The 15,457-nt window shown below is 68.0% G+C and carries 14 protein-coding genes; 4 read left to right on the forward strand and 10 right to left on the reverse strand.

All coding sequences use genetic code 11. The features are described from left to right. Window positions 1-200 precede the first annotated feature (200 nt). The 3 genes from LRM40_RS08210 to LRM40_RS08220 all read left to right on the forward strand — a co-directional run bounded on the left by LRM40_RS08210 (window position 201) and on the right by LRM40_RS08220 (window position 3,318). Window positions 201-1,526: an alpha/beta hydrolase family protein gene (locus tag LRM40_RS08210; RefSeq protein WP_170288912.1), complete on the forward strand. Its 1,326-nt coding sequence runs from the start codon at window positions 201-203 to the stop codon at window positions 1,524-1,526. Window positions 1,527-1,551: 25 nt separating this feature from the next. Beyond that, complete coding sequence (locus LRM40_RS08215) at window positions 1,552-2,310, forward strand: OmpW/AlkL family protein (RefSeq protein WP_170288913.1); 759 nt, start codon at window positions 1,552-1,554, stop codon at window positions 2,308-2,310. A 102-nt stretch (window positions 2,311-2,412) separates the two neighbouring features. Next, the gene (locus tag LRM40_RS08220; protein WP_151124874.1) at window positions 2,413-3,318 is read left to right on the forward strand and encodes a GGDEF domain-containing protein; all 906 of its coding nucleotides are present in this window, start codon (window positions 2,413-2,415) and stop codon (window positions 3,316-3,318) included. Window positions 3,319-3,326: 8 nt separating this feature from the next. Here the strand turns inward: LRM40_RS08220 and LRM40_RS08225 are convergent, their stop codons facing one another. The 7 genes from LRM40_RS08225 to gabT all read right to left on the reverse strand — a co-directional run bounded on the left by LRM40_RS08225 (window position 3,327) and on the right by gabT (window position 11,619). Beyond that, complete coding sequence (locus LRM40_RS08225) at window positions 3,327-4,805, reverse strand: NAD-dependent succinate-semialdehyde dehydrogenase (RefSeq protein ID WP_151124875.1); 1,479 nt, start codon at window positions 4,803-4,805, stop codon at window positions 3,327-3,329. 76 nt (window positions 4,806-4,881) lie between these two features. Continuing rightward, window positions 4,882-5,835, reverse strand: coding sequence for an agmatinase (gene speB, locus LRM40_RS08230; protein ID WP_151124876.1), 954 nt, complete (start codon window positions 5,833-5,835; stop codon window positions 4,882-4,884). A 7-nt stretch (window positions 5,836-5,842) separates the two neighbouring features. Further along, window positions 5,843-6,673, reverse strand: coding sequence for an ABC transporter permease (locus tag LRM40_RS08235; RefSeq protein ID WP_151124877.1), 831 nt, complete (start codon window positions 6,671-6,673; stop codon window positions 5,843-5,845). A 4-nt stretch (window positions 6,674-6,677) separates the two neighbouring features. Further along, window positions 6,678-7,940, reverse strand: a complete 1,263-nt coding sequence (locus tag LRM40_RS08240) for an ABC transporter permease (RefSeq protein ID WP_151124878.1) — start codon at window positions 7,938-7,940, stop codon at window positions 6,678-6,680. 23 nt (window positions 7,941-7,963) lie between these two features. Continuing rightward, entirely contained in the window at window positions 7,964-8,995 is a 1,032-nt protein-coding gene (locus tag LRM40_RS08245) for an ABC transporter substrate-binding protein (RefSeq protein WP_151124879.1), read from the reverse strand. A gap of 107 nt (window positions 8,996-9,102) precedes the next feature. Next, on the reverse strand, window positions 9,103-10,185 hold the full coding sequence (locus LRM40_RS08250) for an ABC transporter ATP-binding protein (RefSeq protein WP_151124880.1): 1,083 nt from the start codon (window positions 10,183-10,185) through the stop codon (window positions 9,103-9,105). Window positions 10,186-10,308: 123 nt separating this feature from the next. Further along, on the reverse strand, window positions 10,309-11,619 hold the full coding sequence (gene gabT / locus LRM40_RS08255) for a 4-aminobutyrate--2-oxoglutarate transaminase (RefSeq protein WP_151124881.1): 1,311 nt from the start codon (window positions 11,617-11,619) through the stop codon (window positions 10,309-10,311). A gap of 149 nt (window positions 11,620-11,768) precedes the next feature. Here gabT and LRM40_RS08260 point away from each other — a divergent pair, with 149 nt between their 5' ends. After that, window positions 11,769-13,172 (forward strand): aminotransferase-like domain-containing protein, encoded by a 1,404-nt coding sequence (locus LRM40_RS08260; RefSeq protein ID WP_375138577.1) that lies wholly within the window; start codon window positions 11,769-11,771, stop codon window positions 13,170-13,172. A 116-nt stretch (window positions 13,173-13,288) separates the two neighbouring features. Here the strand turns inward: LRM40_RS08260 and LRM40_RS08265 are convergent, their stop codons facing one another. Genes LRM40_RS08265 through LRM40_RS08275 form a run of 3 tightly spaced genes read right to left on the reverse strand, consistent with a single transcriptional unit; the run spans window position 13,289 to window position 15,457 of the window. After that, the gene (locus LRM40_RS08265; protein WP_151124883.1) at window positions 13,289-13,780 is read right to left on the reverse strand and encodes a nucleoside 2-deoxyribosyltransferase; all 492 of its coding nucleotides are present in this window, start codon (window positions 13,778-13,780) and stop codon (window positions 13,289-13,291) included. Between the two features lie 34 nt (window positions 13,781-13,814). Beyond that, window positions 13,815-14,957 (reverse strand): AgmX/PglI C-terminal domain-containing protein, encoded by a 1,143-nt coding sequence (locus tag LRM40_RS08270; RefSeq protein ID WP_151124884.1) that lies wholly within the window; start codon window positions 14,955-14,957, stop codon window positions 13,815-13,817. Further along, window positions 14,954-15,457: an ExbD/TolR family protein gene (locus LRM40_RS08275; RefSeq protein WP_231067793.1), complete on the reverse strand. Its 504-nt coding sequence runs from the start codon at window positions 15,455-15,457 to the stop codon at window positions 14,954-14,956. Before LRM40_RS08275 ends, LRM40_RS08270 begins: the two co-directional genes overlap by 4 nt.

Genomic DNA, 15,457 nt, shown 5'->3' on the forward strand with positions numbered 1-15,457 from the left:
AAGACGGAAAAGGGACCTGCCCGGCTTAAAGTTTCTTATCCAGAAGCGAACGACCGTTCGCTTTTGAAAACGCGATGAAATCGAAGGAGTCTTGGATGCGTTTCCTGCGCCCATTGTCTTTGCTGCCGCTGACTGCGGCCCTTGTGTTGGCCGGTTGTGGTGGTGGCAGCGAGGATGCCCCGCCGGCTCGGGGAACCATCATGTCTGCGCTGGCGGATGCCCAGCTCAACCCCAACCAGACATGGCCCATCCCTGCGGCCCAGATCGACGCCGGAACCTCGGCGTCCGGCGTTCAGGCGCTGACCGGTGCTGCGACCTGTGATGTGCACATCGCCTACGTGCTGTACATGACGCGTGACCCGAAGGGTGAGGCGGCCACCGCCTCCACCGCGGTGTTCGTGCCTTCCGGCACCAACGCGGCCTGCACGGGCTCTCGGCCGGTGGTGCTGTATGCGCACGGCACGACGACCGAGAAGGCCTTCAACATGGCCGACATCGCCAACAACCAGGAAGGCAGCCTGACCGCTGCCATGTTCGCCGCGCAAGGCTACATCGTCGTCGCACCGAACTACCTGGGGTACGACCTTTCCAGCCTGAGCTACCACCCCTACCTGAATGCCGAAGCGCAGGCGGTGGACATGGTGGACGGGCTGCGCGCGGCCAAGAGCTATCTGACGGCGTCCGGTCTGGGCACGCCCTCGGCCCAGCTGTTCGTGACCGGCTATTCGGAAGGTGGCCATGTGGCCATGGCCACCCAGAAGGTGCTCGAGCGCGACTATGCGAGCGAGTTCACCGTGACGGCTGCCGCACCGATGTCCGGCCCGTACAACCTGACCCGCTTCGTCACGCAGATCCTGGCCAGCCCGGACTACTGCACCAGCCTGGGTTCCTCGGACCCCAACTGCGCGGTGAACGCCGGCGCCACGCTCTTCACCCCGCTGCTGCTGACCAGCTGGCAAAAGTCCTATGGTGATGTCTACAGCACGCCTGCGGATGCCTACCAGTCGGCTTATGCCGGCTTCATGGAGACCCTGCTGCCCAGCAACAGTTCGGTGAGCGATCTGATCGCCGCCGGCAAGCTGCCGGCTGACAGCACCTTCCGCAAGCTGTACGGCACCGGCGGCATGATCAACGACAGCTTCCGCACTGCTGCACTGACCAACGCCAATGGCGGCATGCTGGGCGCCGCGGCCACCAACAGCCTGCTGAACTGGACGCCCAAGGCTCCGATGGCCATGTGCTACAGCGCTGCGGATCCGACCGTCTTCGCCTACAACACGACCGACGCCCAGACCTACTTCGGGACCAAGGGTGTGGCGGTGCCGGCGCTGGACCTGCGCGGCAATCCGGCCACCATCGCTGGCACGCTGGGTACTGCTGCCGCGACCCTGGCGGGCGCCTTCCAGGCGACCTACCCTGCCGCCTCCAGCACGGTGGGGACGCCGGGCACGGAGCAGGACCACGCCGACGCCGCACCGTTCTGCGCGGCCTTCGTCCGCGGCTACTTCGCGAACTTCGCCCAGTGATCGGCCTTCAGCAAGGATGTTTTTCATGAGCCACTTCGATAAGAAAACCTCGCAAGCCCTGCGTCTGGTGGCGGTGGCCGCCACCCTGGGTCTGGCGGGTCTGACCGTCCATGCCGAAGAAGAGTCCGCCCTGAAGGGCTGGAGCGTCTACCTGGGCGGCGCCTACATCCATGTCAACGTCGCCCCCAACCACTTCACCACGGACACCCCCACACCGGTGGACGTGGCGCAGGCGGAGCACGGCACCACGGCTGGTCTGGCCGTCGATGACAAGGCGACCGTCGGCTTCGGCGTGGTGTACCGCTTCAACCCGAAGTGGAGCGCGGAGCTGGCCCTGGGCATTCCGCCCGAGCACAGCGTGACCGGCACGGACGCCATCCAGTCTTTCGGCCAGGTGGCGCTGGTCAAGCAGGCACCGCCCTCGGCGTTCCTGAACTACCACTTCGATGAAGTGCTGCCGGGCTTCTCGCCCTTTGTCGGCCTGGGTGTCAACTACACCAAGTTCACCCGTACCCGCAGCACCCAGGCTGGTGATGCGGCAGCAGGTGGCCCCACCAAGATCAAGCTGTCTCCTTCCTGGGGCCTGACCGGCCACGTGGGCGGCACCTATCAGATCGACAACCACTGGTCGGTGGTGGGCACGGTGGCCTATGCGGATGTGAAGAGCACGGTGACCAACACCACCGAAGCCAACGTTGGCGACGGTCCGATGACCGTGGTGCGCAAGGACAAGCTGAACTTCCGTCCCCTGGTCTACACCCTCTCGGTCGGTTACGCCTTCTGAGCACCGACGACCGTCCTGCCGGCGGTGGGGTGACCCCTTGTCGGCAGGCATGGTCACGGGGCGTGCCATGCGGCATCATGTCGGGACGACACGAAGCGCCTCATGAGCACGCCTTACCAAGTCCTTCTCCTCAGTCCGGGTTCCCCGGATCTGGCGACATCTCCCTTCGGTCCATTCGTGCTGCATGGTTGCCGCACCCTGGACGAGGCGGCTGATGCCCTGCTGGCGCAAACCTACGATGCGGTGCTGCTCGACCTGCAGTCACCCGGCGGTGCCGCCGCACTGCTGAACTGGTCCGGCCTGGGACGTGCGTCGCTCGACAGCGCGTTGCTGGCGGTGCTGCAGGATCCGACGCCCGCCCACTGTGTGAAGCTGGTCCAACGCGGCGTCCGGGACATCCTGTCTCCTGCAGATCTGCAGCCCGATGTGCTGGGGCGTTGTCTGCGCCTGGCCATCGAGCGCAAGCAGTTGGACGACACGGCACGCCGCGCCTACAGCATCGATTTGTCCACCGGCCTGCCCAACAGGCAGCAATTGCAGGAGCACATGACGCACCTGCTGGCGCTGCGTGAGCGCGAGCCAGCCGCCATGGCCTTGATCGCCCTGCAACTGGAGGGCATGGCGGCGGTGGAAGCCTCGATGGGAGCCGAGGCCGCCAACGTGCTGCGTCGCAAGCTGGCGGTGCGCCTGCGGGCGTCGCTGCGCGCCAGTGATGTGGTGGCCTCGCTGGGAGGCGACCTGTTCTGCGTGCTGCTGGCCTGGATCGATGCCCAGGAGGACGCCGAGCGGGTGGCCCGCAAGCTGCTGCAGACGGTCAGCCAGCCCTATCTGGTGGCAGGGCAGACGCTGCCGCTGTCGGCGCGCCTGGGGGTGGCCCAGTACCCGGCCCATGGCAAAGAGGCCCGCGCTCTGCTGAGCCGGGCCCTGGGGCAGGTCTCGGGGGACGGCATCAGCCGCCAGCTCCGAGGGGCGGCGGCCAACGACGAAGTGCCGCCGGCCGCCGACTGATCAGCGCATCACTTCTGGATGTCGCCCAGGCAGAGGTACTTGACCTCCACATAGTCTTCCATGCCCTGGTGGGCGCCTTCGCGGCCCAGGCCGGACTGCTTGATGCCGCCGAACGGCACCTCTGCGGTGGAGATCAGGCCGGTGTTGATGCCCACCATGCCGTACTCCAGCGCCTCGCCCACACGGAAGATGCGGCCGATGTCGCGGCTGTAGAAGTAGCTGGCCAGACCGAACTCGGTCGCATTGGCCAACTCCACCACCTCGGCCTCGTCCTTGAAGCGGAAGATCGGGGCCACCGGGCCGAAGGTCTCTTCCTTGGCGCACAGCATGTCGCCGGTCACATTGGCCAGCACGGTCGGGGTGTAGAAGCGGTCGCCCAGGCGCTCGCCGCCGGCCACCAGGGTGGCGCCCTTGTCCAGGGCGTCGGCCACGTGGCGCTCCACCTTGGCCACGGCGGCATCGTCGATCAGCGGGCCCTGGGTCACGCCGGCCTCGAAGCCGCTGCCGGTCTTCATCGCGCGGGCCTTTTCGGCCAGCTTCTCGACGAAGGTGTCGTACACGGCGTCCTGCACATAGAAGCGGTTGGCACACACGCAGGTCTGGCCGGCGTTGCGGTACTTGCTGACCATCGCGCCTTCCACGGCGCTGTCCAGGTCGGCGTCGTCGAACACGATGAAGGGGGCGTTGCCGCCCAGCTCCAACGAGACCTTCTTGACCGTCGAGGCGCACTGGGCCGCCAGGATGCGGCCGACCTCGGTGGAGCCGGTGAAGGACAGGTGGCGCACCACATCGGAGCTGCACAGCACCTTGCCGATCTCGATCGAGTTGGCGCCGTCGGCGGTCAGGATGTTCAGCACGCCTGCGGGCATGCCGGCGCGCTGGGCCAGTTCGGCCACCGCCAGGGCGGACAGCGGGGTCTGCTCGGCCGGTTTGATGACCACCGGGCAGCCCGCCGCCAGGGCCGGGGCCACTTTGCGGGTGATCATCGCGATCGGGAAGTTCCAGGGCGTGATGGCCGCGCAGACACCGATGGGCTGCTTGATGACCAGGTAGCGCTTGTTGTTGTCGGTGGTCGGGATGGTCTCGCCATAGACGCGCTTGCCTTCCTCGGCAAACCATTCCAGGAAGCTGGCGCCATAGCCCACTTCGCCCTTGGCCTCGGCCAGCGGCTTGCCTTGCTCGGCGGTCATCAGCCGGGCCAGGTCATCGGCGTTGGCCTGCATCAGCTGGAACCACTTCATCAGGATCGTGGCGCGTTCCTTGGCGGTCTTGGCGCGCCAGATCGGCCAGGCCTTGTTGGCGGCCACGATGGCGTGGTGGGCCGATTCCGGGCCATGGTTGGCCACGTCGGCCAGCTTCTGCCCGGTGGCCGGGTCGGTGACCTCGAAGCGGCTGTTGGCGCCGACCCATTCGCCGTTGATCAGCGCGTCGGTCTTCAGCAGGCTGGGGTCCTTCAGCAGGGCCAGCGGGGAGGTGGACGAATCCATGACAGTCTCCTGAACATTGCTCCCGCAAAGGCGGGAGCGGTTGAAACCACACTCTATCGCGGGGCGGACGCCCCTTTCAGCGGTAGGCCACGCCGGGCAGCACGCACAGCATCTCGTACAGCAGGTTGGCGCCCAGCAGGGCGGTGTTGCCGGTCGGGTCGTAGGGCGGGGCCACCTCGACCAGATCGGCACCCACCAGATTCAGGCCACGGCAGCCCCGGATGATCTCCAGCGCCTGCGGAACGCTCAGGCCGCCGATCTCCGGCGTGCCGGTGCCGCCGGCATAGGCCGGGTCGATGCCGTCGATGTCGAAACTGAGGTAGCAGGGGGTGTCGCCGATGGCGGCGCGCACCCGGGCCATCAGCGGCGCAAGCGACTGGTACCAGACCTCGTGCGCCGGCACCACGGTGAAGCCCTGCTGACGCGGCCAGTCGAAGTCGTCGGCCGCGTAGCCCGTGCCCCGCAGGCCGATCTGCCAGACCTTGTCCCCCTGCAGCAAGCCTTCCTCCACCGCTCGGCGGAAGGGCGTGCCGTGGGCGATGCGCTCGCCGAACATGGTGTCGTTGACATCGGCATGGGCGTCCACATGCACCAGGGCCACCGGGTCATGGCGCTCGGCGACGGCGCGCAGGATGGGCAGGGCGATGGTGTGGTCGCCGCCCAGCGTCAGCGGCACGCAGCCGGCGGCCAGCACCGGACGGTAGAAGCCGGTGATGAGCTCGACCGATTTTTCCAGAGAGTAGGTGTTGACCGGCACGTCCCCCAGGTCGGCCACCTGCAGGGTGTCGAAGGGGGCCGCGCCGGTGGCCATGTTGTAGGGCCGCAGCAGGGCCGATTCGGCGCGGATCTGCCGCGGGCCCATGCGGGCACCGGACCGGTTGGAGGTGCCTATGTCCAGCGGCACGCCGATGAAGGCGGCGTCCAGGCCCGCCGGGCTGTCCACCACCGGCAGCCGCATCATGCTGGCCAGGCCGCCAAAGCGCGGCATGGCATTGCCGCCCAGGGGCTGGTGATGGACACGGTCGCTCATGGGCACTTCAGCGGCGGCGGCCCCGGATCCATTCCAGCACCAGCATCAGGCCGGTGGTGAAGATGATCAGCAGCGTGGCCACGGCGGCGATGGTCGGGTTGATGTTCTCGCGGATGCCGGTGAACATCTGGCGTGGCAGCGTCACCTGGTCCGGCCCGGCGATGAACAGCGTCACCACCACCTCGTCGAAGGAAGTGGCAAAGGCGAACAGCGCACCGGAGATCACGCCCGGCGCGATCACCGGCAGCGTCACGCGGAAGAAGGTCTGCACCGGACCCGCGCCCAGGCTCAGCGAGGCTCGCACCAGGTTGTGGTTGAAGCCCTGCAGCGTGGCCAGCACGGTGGTCACCACGAAGGGGGCCCCCAAGGCGGCATGGACGATGATCAGGCCGGTGTATGTGTCTGCCAGGCCCAGGCGGGCGAAGAACAGGTAGCAGGCCACGCCCACCACCACGATGGGCACCACCATCGGAGCGATCAGCACGCTCATCAGCAGGCCCTTGCCCGGGAAGTTGACGCGCGCCAGCCCCACGGCCGTCAGCGTGCCGAGCACCGTGGCCAGCACCGTGGCGGTGGGGGCCACGATGAAGGAGTTCTTGGCCGCGCGTCCCCAGTCCTCGGAAGTGAAGAGGTTCTGGTACCACTCCAGCGACCAGCCGGGCATCGGGTAGGCCAGGAAGGAACTGGCCGAGAAGGACAGCGGCATGATGACCAGGATGGGCAGCAGCAGGTACAGCAGCACGCCCAGGCCGAAGAGCCGCAGCAGCCACCAGCCCGCCTTGTCCAGTGGCGTGGCATAGGCCGGAAACTGGGGACGCAGGAAAGAGAAGAAGCTCATCGGTTCACCCCAGGCTCAGTTCGGACTTCACCACGCGGCGGTAGAGACCGTAGAGCACCAGCGTGGCGGCCAGCAGAATGGCCCCCAGTGCGCAGGCCATGCCCCAGTTGATGTCCACGTTGGTGTACTGGGCGATGTAGTAGCTCAGCATCTGGTCGTCCGCGCCGCCCAGCAGGGCAGGCGTCACGTAGTAGCCGATGGACAGGATGAAGACCAGCAGACCGCCCGCGCCCACGCCCGGCCAGGTTTGCGGCACGTAGACGCGGAAGAAGGCCGCCAGCGGCGAGCTGCCCAGCGACACCGCGGCGCGCTGGTAGGTGCCGGGCACCGACTTCATCACGCTGTACAGCGGCAGGATCATGAAGGGCAGCAGGATGTGCACCATGGCGATGATCACGCCGGTGCGGTTGAACAGCAGAGCCAGCGGCTCGTGGATCGCGCCGATGCCCATCAGGGCACTGTTCACCAGACCCTCGCGCTGCAGCAGCACGATCCAGGCGGCCACCCGCACCAGGATGGAGGTCCAGAAGGGCACCAGCACCAGGATCATCAGCACATTGGCCTGGCGCGCCGTCAGCGTGGAGAGCCAGTAGGCCAGCGGATAACCCAGCGCCAGGCACCAGAGGGTCACCACTGCGCTGATCTCGAAGGTGCGCAGCAGGATGCTGAAGAAGACCCGCTGGTCAGGCGCCACCCGCTCGATGCCACCTTCGGGCTTGCGGTGCAGGTCCACCGAGGTCAGCAGGTAGTCGGGGGTCCAGCGCGAGGCGCTCTTCGCAATCGCCTGCCAGTAGGGCAGCTCGCCCCAGCGGGGGTCCAGGGCCAGCATCCGGTCCTTGACGGCATCCGGGCTCAGCTTGTCACCCAGCGGCAGGGCACGGTAGGTGCCCATGATCAGCGAGCGCGAACCGGGCAGCTCGGTGTTGAGGCGGCGGGCCACCGCGCCAGCGTCGGATCCATCGCTCAGATGGCCCAGGTCATCGACCAGGGCGGCGTAGGCGGCCGAAGGGGGCGTGCTGTGGCGGTCCCAGCCGGACAGGGCCTGGCCGGTGCGCGGCAGGGCGTCCGCCACCTCCGGGTTCTCGATGGCGCGCACCAGCAGGGCGCCGATGGGCACCAGCAGCGTCACCAGCAGAAAGAGCAGCAGCGGCAAGGTGAGCGCGATGGCCGTCATGCGGCGACGCCGCTCCGAACGGGCCAGGGCGCGTGTCAACGCGTTCGAGCCCGCGGCCGGGGCCGGGGCGGTGGTCGTGGCAGCGACGGTCATCGTGGGCTCACCTCAGTGCCGGCTTATTGCGCTGCCCAGGAGGCGAAGCGCTTTTCCAGGGCCTCGCCCTGGTCCGCCCAGAAGCCGATGTCGAACTTCAGCGAATCCTTGGCGTTGGCCGGCGAGGTGGGCAGCAGGGCCAGCACCTTGGCGTCCAGCTTGGACAGGGCCTTGTTGTTCGTCGGGCCGTAGGAGATGTTGCGCGCGTACTCGGCCTGGGCATCCGGCGAGGCGGCCAGGGCGATGTACTTCATGGCCAGGTCCTTGTTGGGCGAGCCCTTCGGAATCACCCAGTAGTCCAGGTCGTAGATGCCGCCGGTCCAGGTGATCTTCAGGTTCTTGCCTTCGCGCTGGGCGGCGTCGATGCGGCCGTTGAAGGCCGTGGCCATGACCACGTCACCCGCGACCAGGAACTGCGGCGGCTGGGCGCCGGCTTCCCACCACTGGATGTTGGCCTTGAGCTCGCTCATCTTCTTGAAGGCGCGGTCGGCACCTTCCTTGGTGGCCAGCACCTTGTAGACATCCGCCGGCTTCACGCCATCGGCCATCAGCGCGAATTCCAGGTTGTAGCGCGCGCCCTTGCGCATGGCGCGCTTGCCGGGGAACTTCTTCACATCCCAGAAATCGGCCCAGGTCTTCGGAGCGGTCTTGAGCTTGTCGCCGTCATAGGCCATCACCGTGGACCACACGAAAGCGCCGACGGCGCACTCGCTCACCGCGGCCGGGATGAAGTCGGCCTTGTGCCCGACCTTGCTCCAGTCCATCTTCTCGAACAGGCCCTCGTCGCAACCGCGGGCGGCGTCCGGGCTCTCCACCTCGACCACGTCCCAGGAGACCTTCTTGGTCTCGACCATGGCCTTGATCTTGGCCTGCTCGCCGTTGTATTCGACCGAGACGATCTTCGTGCCCGTGGTCTTCTCGAAGGGCTCGACATAGGCCTTCTTCTGGGCCGCGCCGTTGGCACCACCAAAGTTCACCACGGTCAGCTGGCTTTCGGCCATGGCCGGCAGGGCGGCGAGGAGGGCGGCCGCAAGGGCCACGGAAGTCTTCAACATACGCATGTCTCCTGAGAGGAGGGTTGGGGAACTCAGCAGGTAAGGTGGAGCGGAGAGTTCGTTTCTTCTTCTGTCTTGTTCTGTCTTGTTCTGTCTTGGCTGCGCGCTCAGGCGTAGACGCGCAGGTACGGCGTGGGAATGTGCAGCCACACCGCCTGGCCGGCCACCGGCTGTTCGCCGCGGGACAGCGGCAGCTTGACGGTGGCCAGCGCCTGGCCTGCGATGGCGCATCGCAGGCGCAGGTGGTCACCGAAGTAGATGACATCGGTGATCGCGGCCTTGATCGTGTTGCCCTCGTTCTCCGGGGGCGTGAACCAGGCCTCGATGCGTTCGGGGCGGACGGAAGCCACCACCGAAGTGCCCGGGTGCACGTGATTGACGTTGATGCCGCTCAGACGTTCGCCCGAGGGCAGCACGATCTCGCAGGCGTCGTGGTTGGCGCTGGCCGTGGTGGCGGTCAGCAGGGTGCTGTCGCCCACGAAGCCCGCCACGAAGCGGTTGGACGGCGTCTCGTACAGGCGCTCGACGGCATCGATCTGCTGGATCTCGCCGTCGTTGAACACCGCCACGCGGTCGCTCATCGTCAGCGCCTCGCCCTGGTCGTGGGTGACGTAGACGAAGGTGATGCCAAGCTGGCGGTGCAGCTCCTTGAGCTCGATCTGCATGTGCTCGCGCAGCTGCTTGTCCAGCGCGCCCAGCGGCTCGTCCATCAGCACCAGCTGCGGCTGGAAGACCAGGGCGCGGGCCAGGGCCACGCGCTGCTGCTGGCCGCCCGAGAGCTGGGCGGGGTAGCGGTCACCCTTGCCCCCGAGCTGCACCATGTCCAGGGCCTTGGCCACGCGCTGGGCGATCTCGGCCTTGGGCACCTTGCGCACCGTCAACGGGTAGCCGACGTTGTCCGCCACCGTCATGTGGGGGAACAGCGCGTAGTTCTGGAACACCATGCCGAAGTTGCGCTTGTGCGGCGGTGTCTTCGTGATGGGAGCGCCATCCAACAGGATCTCGCCGGCCGTCGGGGATTCAAACCCCGCCAGCATCATCAGCGTGGTGGTCTTGCCCGAGCCGGAGGGGCCCAGCAGCGACAGGAACTCGCCGCGCTGGATCTCCAGATCGAGCGAACGGACCACCAGGCTCAGACCGTCATAGGTCTTCTGAACACCGGCGAAGCGAACCAGGGGGGGCGAACTCATGGCGTGGGGAGCCCTCGGACAATGAACTTGTGGGAGCGGGCACCACGCCGGGTGGCCGGTGCCGGGAACGAGACAGCCGGCCGGCGCTGCCTCCCGCAGCCCGCGCCGGCTTCAGTGAAGGCTTCAGGCCTGGCTGGCCGCCACCAGCGACTCTTCCAGCAGCTTCAGGCCTTCCTGCAGCAGCGCGTCCGAAGCGGTCAGCGGCACCAGCACGCGGATCACGTTGGCGTACACGCCACAGGACAGCAGGACCAGGCCGCGCTCGATGGCTTCGTTGCAGACACGCTTGGTCAGCTCGGCATCGGGCTGGTGCGGGTCGCCGTTCTTGCACAGCTCGATGGCCACCATGGCGCCCATGCCGCGCACGTCGGCGATGCTCTTGTGGCGCTGGGCCATGGCCTGGAAGCCGGTGGTCAGCAGCTCGCCGATGGCCTTGGATCGGTCCAGCAGCTTCTCTTCCTCGAACACCTCCAGCACGGCCAGTGCGGCGGCGCAGGCGATCGGGCTGCCGGCGTAGGTGCCGCCCAGGCCGCCCGGGCCCGGCTTGTCCATGATCTCGGCCTTGCCGATGACCGCCGAGATGGGGAAGCCGCCACCGATGGACTTGGCCATGGTGATCAGGTCCGGGGCCACCGGCCACTGCTCGCAGGCCAGCCAGGTACCGGTGCGGCCGGCGCCGGCCTGCACCTCGTCGGCGATCATCACGATGCCGTGCTGGTCGCACAGCGCGCGCACCGCCTTCACGAACTCGGGCGGGGCCACGTAGAAGCCGCCTTCACCCTGCACCGGCTCCAGGATGATGGCCGCCACGCGCTCGGCTTCGACGTCGTACTTGAAGATGGCTTCGATCGAGGCGATCGCATCGGCCACGCTCACGCCGTGCATGGCGTTGGGGTACTTGGCGTGGTAGATCTCGGCCGGGAAGGGGCCGAAGCCGGCCTTGTACGGAGCGACCTTGCCGGTCAGGCCCATGGTCAGCAGGGTGCGGCCATGGAAGCCGCCACCGAAGGCGATCACGGCCTGGCGCTTGGTGGCCGAGCGGGCGATCTTGATCGCGTTCTCCACGGCTTCGGCGCCGGTGGTCAGCAGGAAGGCCTTCTTGGCGAAATTGCCGGGGGCCAGAGCCACCAGGCGCTCGCACAGTTCCACATAGGGCTCATAGGCCAGCACCTGGAAGCAGGTGTGGTGGACCTTGTCGAGCTGTGCCTTGACGGCTGCGATCACCTTGGGATGCTGGTGACCGGTGTTCAGCACGGCAATGCCGCCCGAGAAATCGACGTAGCGCTTGCCTTCCACGTCCCAGACTTCGGCGTTGACCGCGCGGTCAACAAAGACGTTGTAGGTCTGGCCGACGCCGGCGGGCATGACGGCGCGGCGGCGCGCGATCAGCTCGGCGTTGTTCTGGGAAGATGGCTTGGACGAGTCGCGGGGCATGGGGTGTCTCTCCTGATCGGGCGGCGGGCACGGTGTCGGCCGCTGAACGTCGATTCTGGGAGCCATGGCGTCGGCGCTACCATGTACAGATCGCGGAAAAACACTTCTGCACTGTACAGGCCGTGAAACCGGTACAGCCGCCGTCCATGTTGTTGCAGCTCAAGCCTTCCTCCACCATCCCCCTTGTCACGCAGATCGTGGAGGGGGTGCGCGCCCTGATTGTCGAAGGGGGGCTGAGGGCGGGCACCAAGATGCCGTCCATCCGCCAGTTCGCCCAGGCCCATGGGGTGAGTGTCTTCACTGTCGTCGAAGCGTATGACCGTTTGGTGGCGATCGGCCTGCTGGTGTCGCGCCCGCACACCGGCTTCTTTGTGCGCCAGCGCCACGGCCGTGACGAAGACAGCAGCCTGGTCGCCAGCGTGGCAGGGGCGGACTTTGACGCCAAGTGGTACTTGCGCCGAATCTTCGAGCACCGCCACCTGAGCATGAAGGTGGGTTGCGGCTGGCTGCCCGGCGACTGGCTGTTCGAGGAGGGCCTGCGCAAGGCGCTGCGGGCCATGGCGGCCGAAGAGGGCGAGCTGGGTGGCTACGGCGACCCCAAGGGCTTCCGTCCGCTGCGCCAACTCATCGGCGAATCGATGGCCGAGCGCCAGGTGCAGGTGCGGCCCGAGCATGTGCTGCTGACCCAGGGCTCCAGCCAGGGCCTGGACCTGGCGCTGCGGCGCCTGGTGCGCGCGGGCGACCCGGTGCTGGTGGACGACCCGGGCTACTCCAACCTGCTGTTCTCGCTGCGCTACCAGGGCGCGCGGCTGCTGGGGGTGCCGCGCACACCGCGGGGCTACGACCTGGCCACGCTGGAGCGCCTGATCGTCGAGCACAAGCCCAAGGTCTTCTTCACCCAGCCGCGGCTGCACAGTCCCACCGGCTCGGTGGCGCCGCTGGCCCATCTGCATCGGGTGCTGCAGCTGGCCGAGGCCCACGAGCTCACCATCGTCGAGAACGACATCTACGCCGACCTGGACCCGGAGCCCCGTCCCTCGCTGGCCAGCCTGGACGAGCTGCACCGGGTCATCACCATCGGCAGCTACTCCAAGACCATCTCGCCCAACCTGCGGGTGGGCTACCTGATGGCTCACCCCGACATGGTGGAGGACCTGGCCCAGCTGAAGATGGTCTCCGGCCTCACCAGTTCGGAGCTGAGCGAGCGCCTGGCCCACGGTGCCCTGACCGAAGGGCGCTGGCGCAAGCACCTCAAGAGCCTGCGCGAGCGCCTGGCCGTCGCCCATGAGCACACCGGCAACCGCCTGGCGGCCCTGGGTTTCGAGCTGTTCGCCGAGCCCAAGGCCGGCATGTTCCTGTGGGCCCGCCACCCGGCCCTGGCCGACACCGTGGCCCTGTCCAACCAGGCCGCCGAGCGCGACATCATGCTGGGCCCGGGCCACCTGTTCAGCTGCGAGCTGGCCCCCAGCCCCTGGCTGCGCTTCAACGTGGCCTTCAGCCAGGAGCAGGCGCTGTACGACTTCCTGCAGCAGGCCCTGCACAAGGCGCCCTGAAAGGCGCGGCGCTTACACCAAACGACGCGGTGGCGCCTGCACCATCACCCTCAACGGCCTGCTCCGTGCCGAGATGAACCTGCGCACCGGGGTGTTCGGCCAGGAACGGCCGGAGATCAAGGCCGATTTCTGAATCTGTAGCTCAGGGCCTGCAGCCCGGCCTGTGCGTCGCCCACCACCAGGTGGGCAGTGCAGGCCAGCATCAGGTTGAGCGGCAGCCCGAAATCCTCGACCGTGAGCCCGTCGGCATCCCGGGCGCCGCCCAGCTGCTCCCGCAGCGTGCGTCCGTCGTCCAGATAGCCCACCACCGGTTTGCCCAGCGCCACCGCAAAGCCCACCTCGAAGGCGGTGCCCGAGTCGGGCTCCGCCCCGCGGAAATGGTTGAGGTTGGCCAGCACCGCATCCGCGCGCCGGATCAAGGCCAGGTTGGCCTCGCAGATCCAGCGCGCCGCCGCCAGGCCCTGCAGGCCCTCGGGCAGGGAGTTGTCCAGCGGGTAGAGGCCCTGCCAGCCCTGGGCGGCGCAGCAGGCCTTCAGGCGTTCGCCCTGGGCCACGGCATCGGGGCGGAAGACATCGAAACCGGCGAGGTAGACGGTGGGGGCGTGCATGCCGGCATTGTCCGCGTTGCCAGCCTGCATTCCGTCAGGACGGCAGAAAGTCCAGCGGCCACTTGACCACCATGTCGTCCACATCCTTGGCGCCGAAGTCGAACTGGCGGATGCGGGCCAGCAGCTTCTGCTCCAGCTCGGGCGTCTTCAGCTCGCTGGACACCAGGGTGCAGCCGGTGACCTGGCCGGACGGGGCGATGCGCAGCTCCACCACCACCTTGCCTTGCAACGAGGGGTCCTCGCGCAGGGCGCGGTTGTAGATGGCGTAGATGGCGCCCTTGTTGCGCTCGAAGACCAGGCGGATCTCCTCCAGCGAGCGGGCGGCCTTGCCGCTGTGGCCACGCTGCACGCTGCCACCCGCCCCCGTGCCATTGCCGCCGGTGCCCGTGCCACCGGCACCATTGCCCCCGGTGCCGCCCTTGCCGCCGCCGCCGCCAGGGCCACCGCCCCCGCCGCCACCGGCCACCCCGGCCACCAGCGTGGTGGATCGGCCGGCCAGGCCACCGCCGCCGGTGTCCTTGCTCAGGCCCGCGGTGTTGATGCCGCCGCTGCCACCGGTGGCGGTCGAGGTGATCAACGCCCGGTCGGGCAGGCCGGGCTGGGTGCCGGCGCCCACGCCCACGCCCTTGGTCGTTCCCACACCGGGGCCGGGTGTCACCTCCCTGAGTTGCACCGCCGCGGGCGCGCCCTGCAGCGCGGCCAACTGGTCTTTCATGGCCAGCAGGCCGACGCCCGAGGCACGGCGGCGGGCCTCACCGATTTCGCCCGGTGGCTTGCCTTCGACCGGCTGGCGCGCCTCGGGTACCGGGGCGGCGTTCTTCTTGCCGGCGGGGGCTGGCGCCGGGCGGGCGGCCTCTTTCTGCGGGGTAGGCGGCGCGGTCTCCGGGGTCTCCTTGACGGGCTCCTTCTGGGCCTGCTCGGCCGGCGTGGGCGCCAGCGGTTTGGGCGGGGGCGCGGCGGCCTTGTCCTTGTCCAGCAGCAGCTGGGCCATCGGTGCGGGCAGGGCCTGGGCCTCGTCCGGCTGTCGCTCGGGCAGGGTCACGAAGTGCGTGACCAGGCCCAGCAGCAGGCACAGCACGGCCACCTGGAAGAAGATGCGGCGAAAGCGCGCCTCGTCGTCCGGGGCATTGGCCCAGGCCAGCACCGGCTGGCGAAAGCTCACGGCAGCGGCGCTCATGCTTTCTCCACCTTCTGGCGCACGGCAAAGCGCACGTCGCTGAAGCCGGCCTGGGCACAGCTGGTCATCACCTTGCGCAGCAGCTGGTAGGGGATGCTCTGGTCACCCATGATGGTGACGATCTGGCTGAGCTGGGCGTTCTCGGCGCGCACCGCGCGGCGGGTCGCCTGCTGCTGTTGCAGGGCGGCGGTCAACGGGGCGATCAGGTCGGTGGGCGCGGCCTGCACGTCGGCCACACGGGCCACGGTCTTGCCGTCCACGATGATCTCCTCGGGACTGACCACCACCACCAGGGTGTCCTGGGGCGAGACCTCGGCGGTCGATTCGGGCAGGCGCACGCTCTTCGTGCTGGGCAGGATGTCCACCTCGGACGCGTTGGACAGCAGGAAGAAGATCAGGATGGTGAACACGTCGATCAGGGACACGAGGTTCATGTCCAGATCGGTGTGGTTGCGGGCCTTGCGGGCGGCCCGTTTCTGCAGGGGCGTGAGGGTGGGCAC

The organism is Ideonella dechloratans, assembly GCF_021049305.1.
Classification (GTDB): Bacteria; Pseudomonadota; Gammaproteobacteria; order Burkholderiales; family Burkholderiaceae_C; genus Ideonella; species Ideonella dechloratans.

Excerpts from the sequence above, each read along its gene's own strand:
- LRM40_RS08245 (WP_151124879.1), bottom strand. The coding sequence starts at position 8,995 with ATGTTGAAGACTTCCGTGGCCCTTGCGGCCGCCCTCCTCGCCGCCCTG.
- LRM40_RS08225 (WP_151124875.1), bottom strand. The coding sequence starts at position 4,805 with ATGGATTCGTCCACCTCCCCGCTGGCCCTGCTGAAGGACCCCAGCCTG.
- LRM40_RS08220 (WP_151124874.1), top strand. The coding sequence starts at position 2,413 with ATGAGCACGCCTTACCAAGTCCTTCTCCTCAGTCCGGGTTCCCCGGAT.
- speB (WP_151124876.1), bottom strand. The coding sequence starts at position 5,835 with ATGAGCGACCGTGTCCATCACCAGCCCCTGGGCGGCAATGCCATGCCG.
- LRM40_RS08210 (WP_170288912.1), top strand. The coding sequence starts at position 201 with ATGTCTGCGCTGGCGGATGCCCAGCTCAACCCCAACCAGACATGGCCC.
- LRM40_RS08265 (WP_151124883.1), bottom strand. The coding sequence starts at position 13,780 with ATGCACGCCCCCACCGTCTACCTCGCCGGTTTCGATGTCTTCCGCCCC.
- LRM40_RS08270 (WP_151124884.1), bottom strand. The coding sequence starts at position 14,957 with ATGAGCGCCGCTGCCGTGAGCTTTCGCCAGCCGGTGCTGGCCTGGGCC.
- gabT (WP_151124881.1), bottom strand. The coding sequence starts at position 11,619 with ATGCCCCGCGACTCGTCCAAGCCATCTTCCCAGAACAACGCCGAGCTG.
- LRM40_RS08235 (WP_151124877.1), bottom strand. The coding sequence starts at position 6,673 with ATGAGCTTCTTCTCTTTCCTGCGTCCCCAGTTTCCGGCCTATGCCACG.
- LRM40_RS08250 (WP_151124880.1), bottom strand. The coding sequence starts at position 10,185 with ATGAGTTCGCCCCCCCTGGTTCGCTTCGCCGGTGTTCAGAAGACCTAT.
- LRM40_RS08240 (WP_151124878.1), bottom strand. The coding sequence starts at position 7,940 with ATGACCGTCGCTGCCACGACCACCGCCCCGGCCCCGGCCGCGGGCTCG.
- LRM40_RS08215 (WP_170288913.1), top strand. The coding sequence starts at position 1,552 with ATGAGCCACTTCGATAAGAAAACCTCGCAAGCCCTGCGTCTGGTGGCG.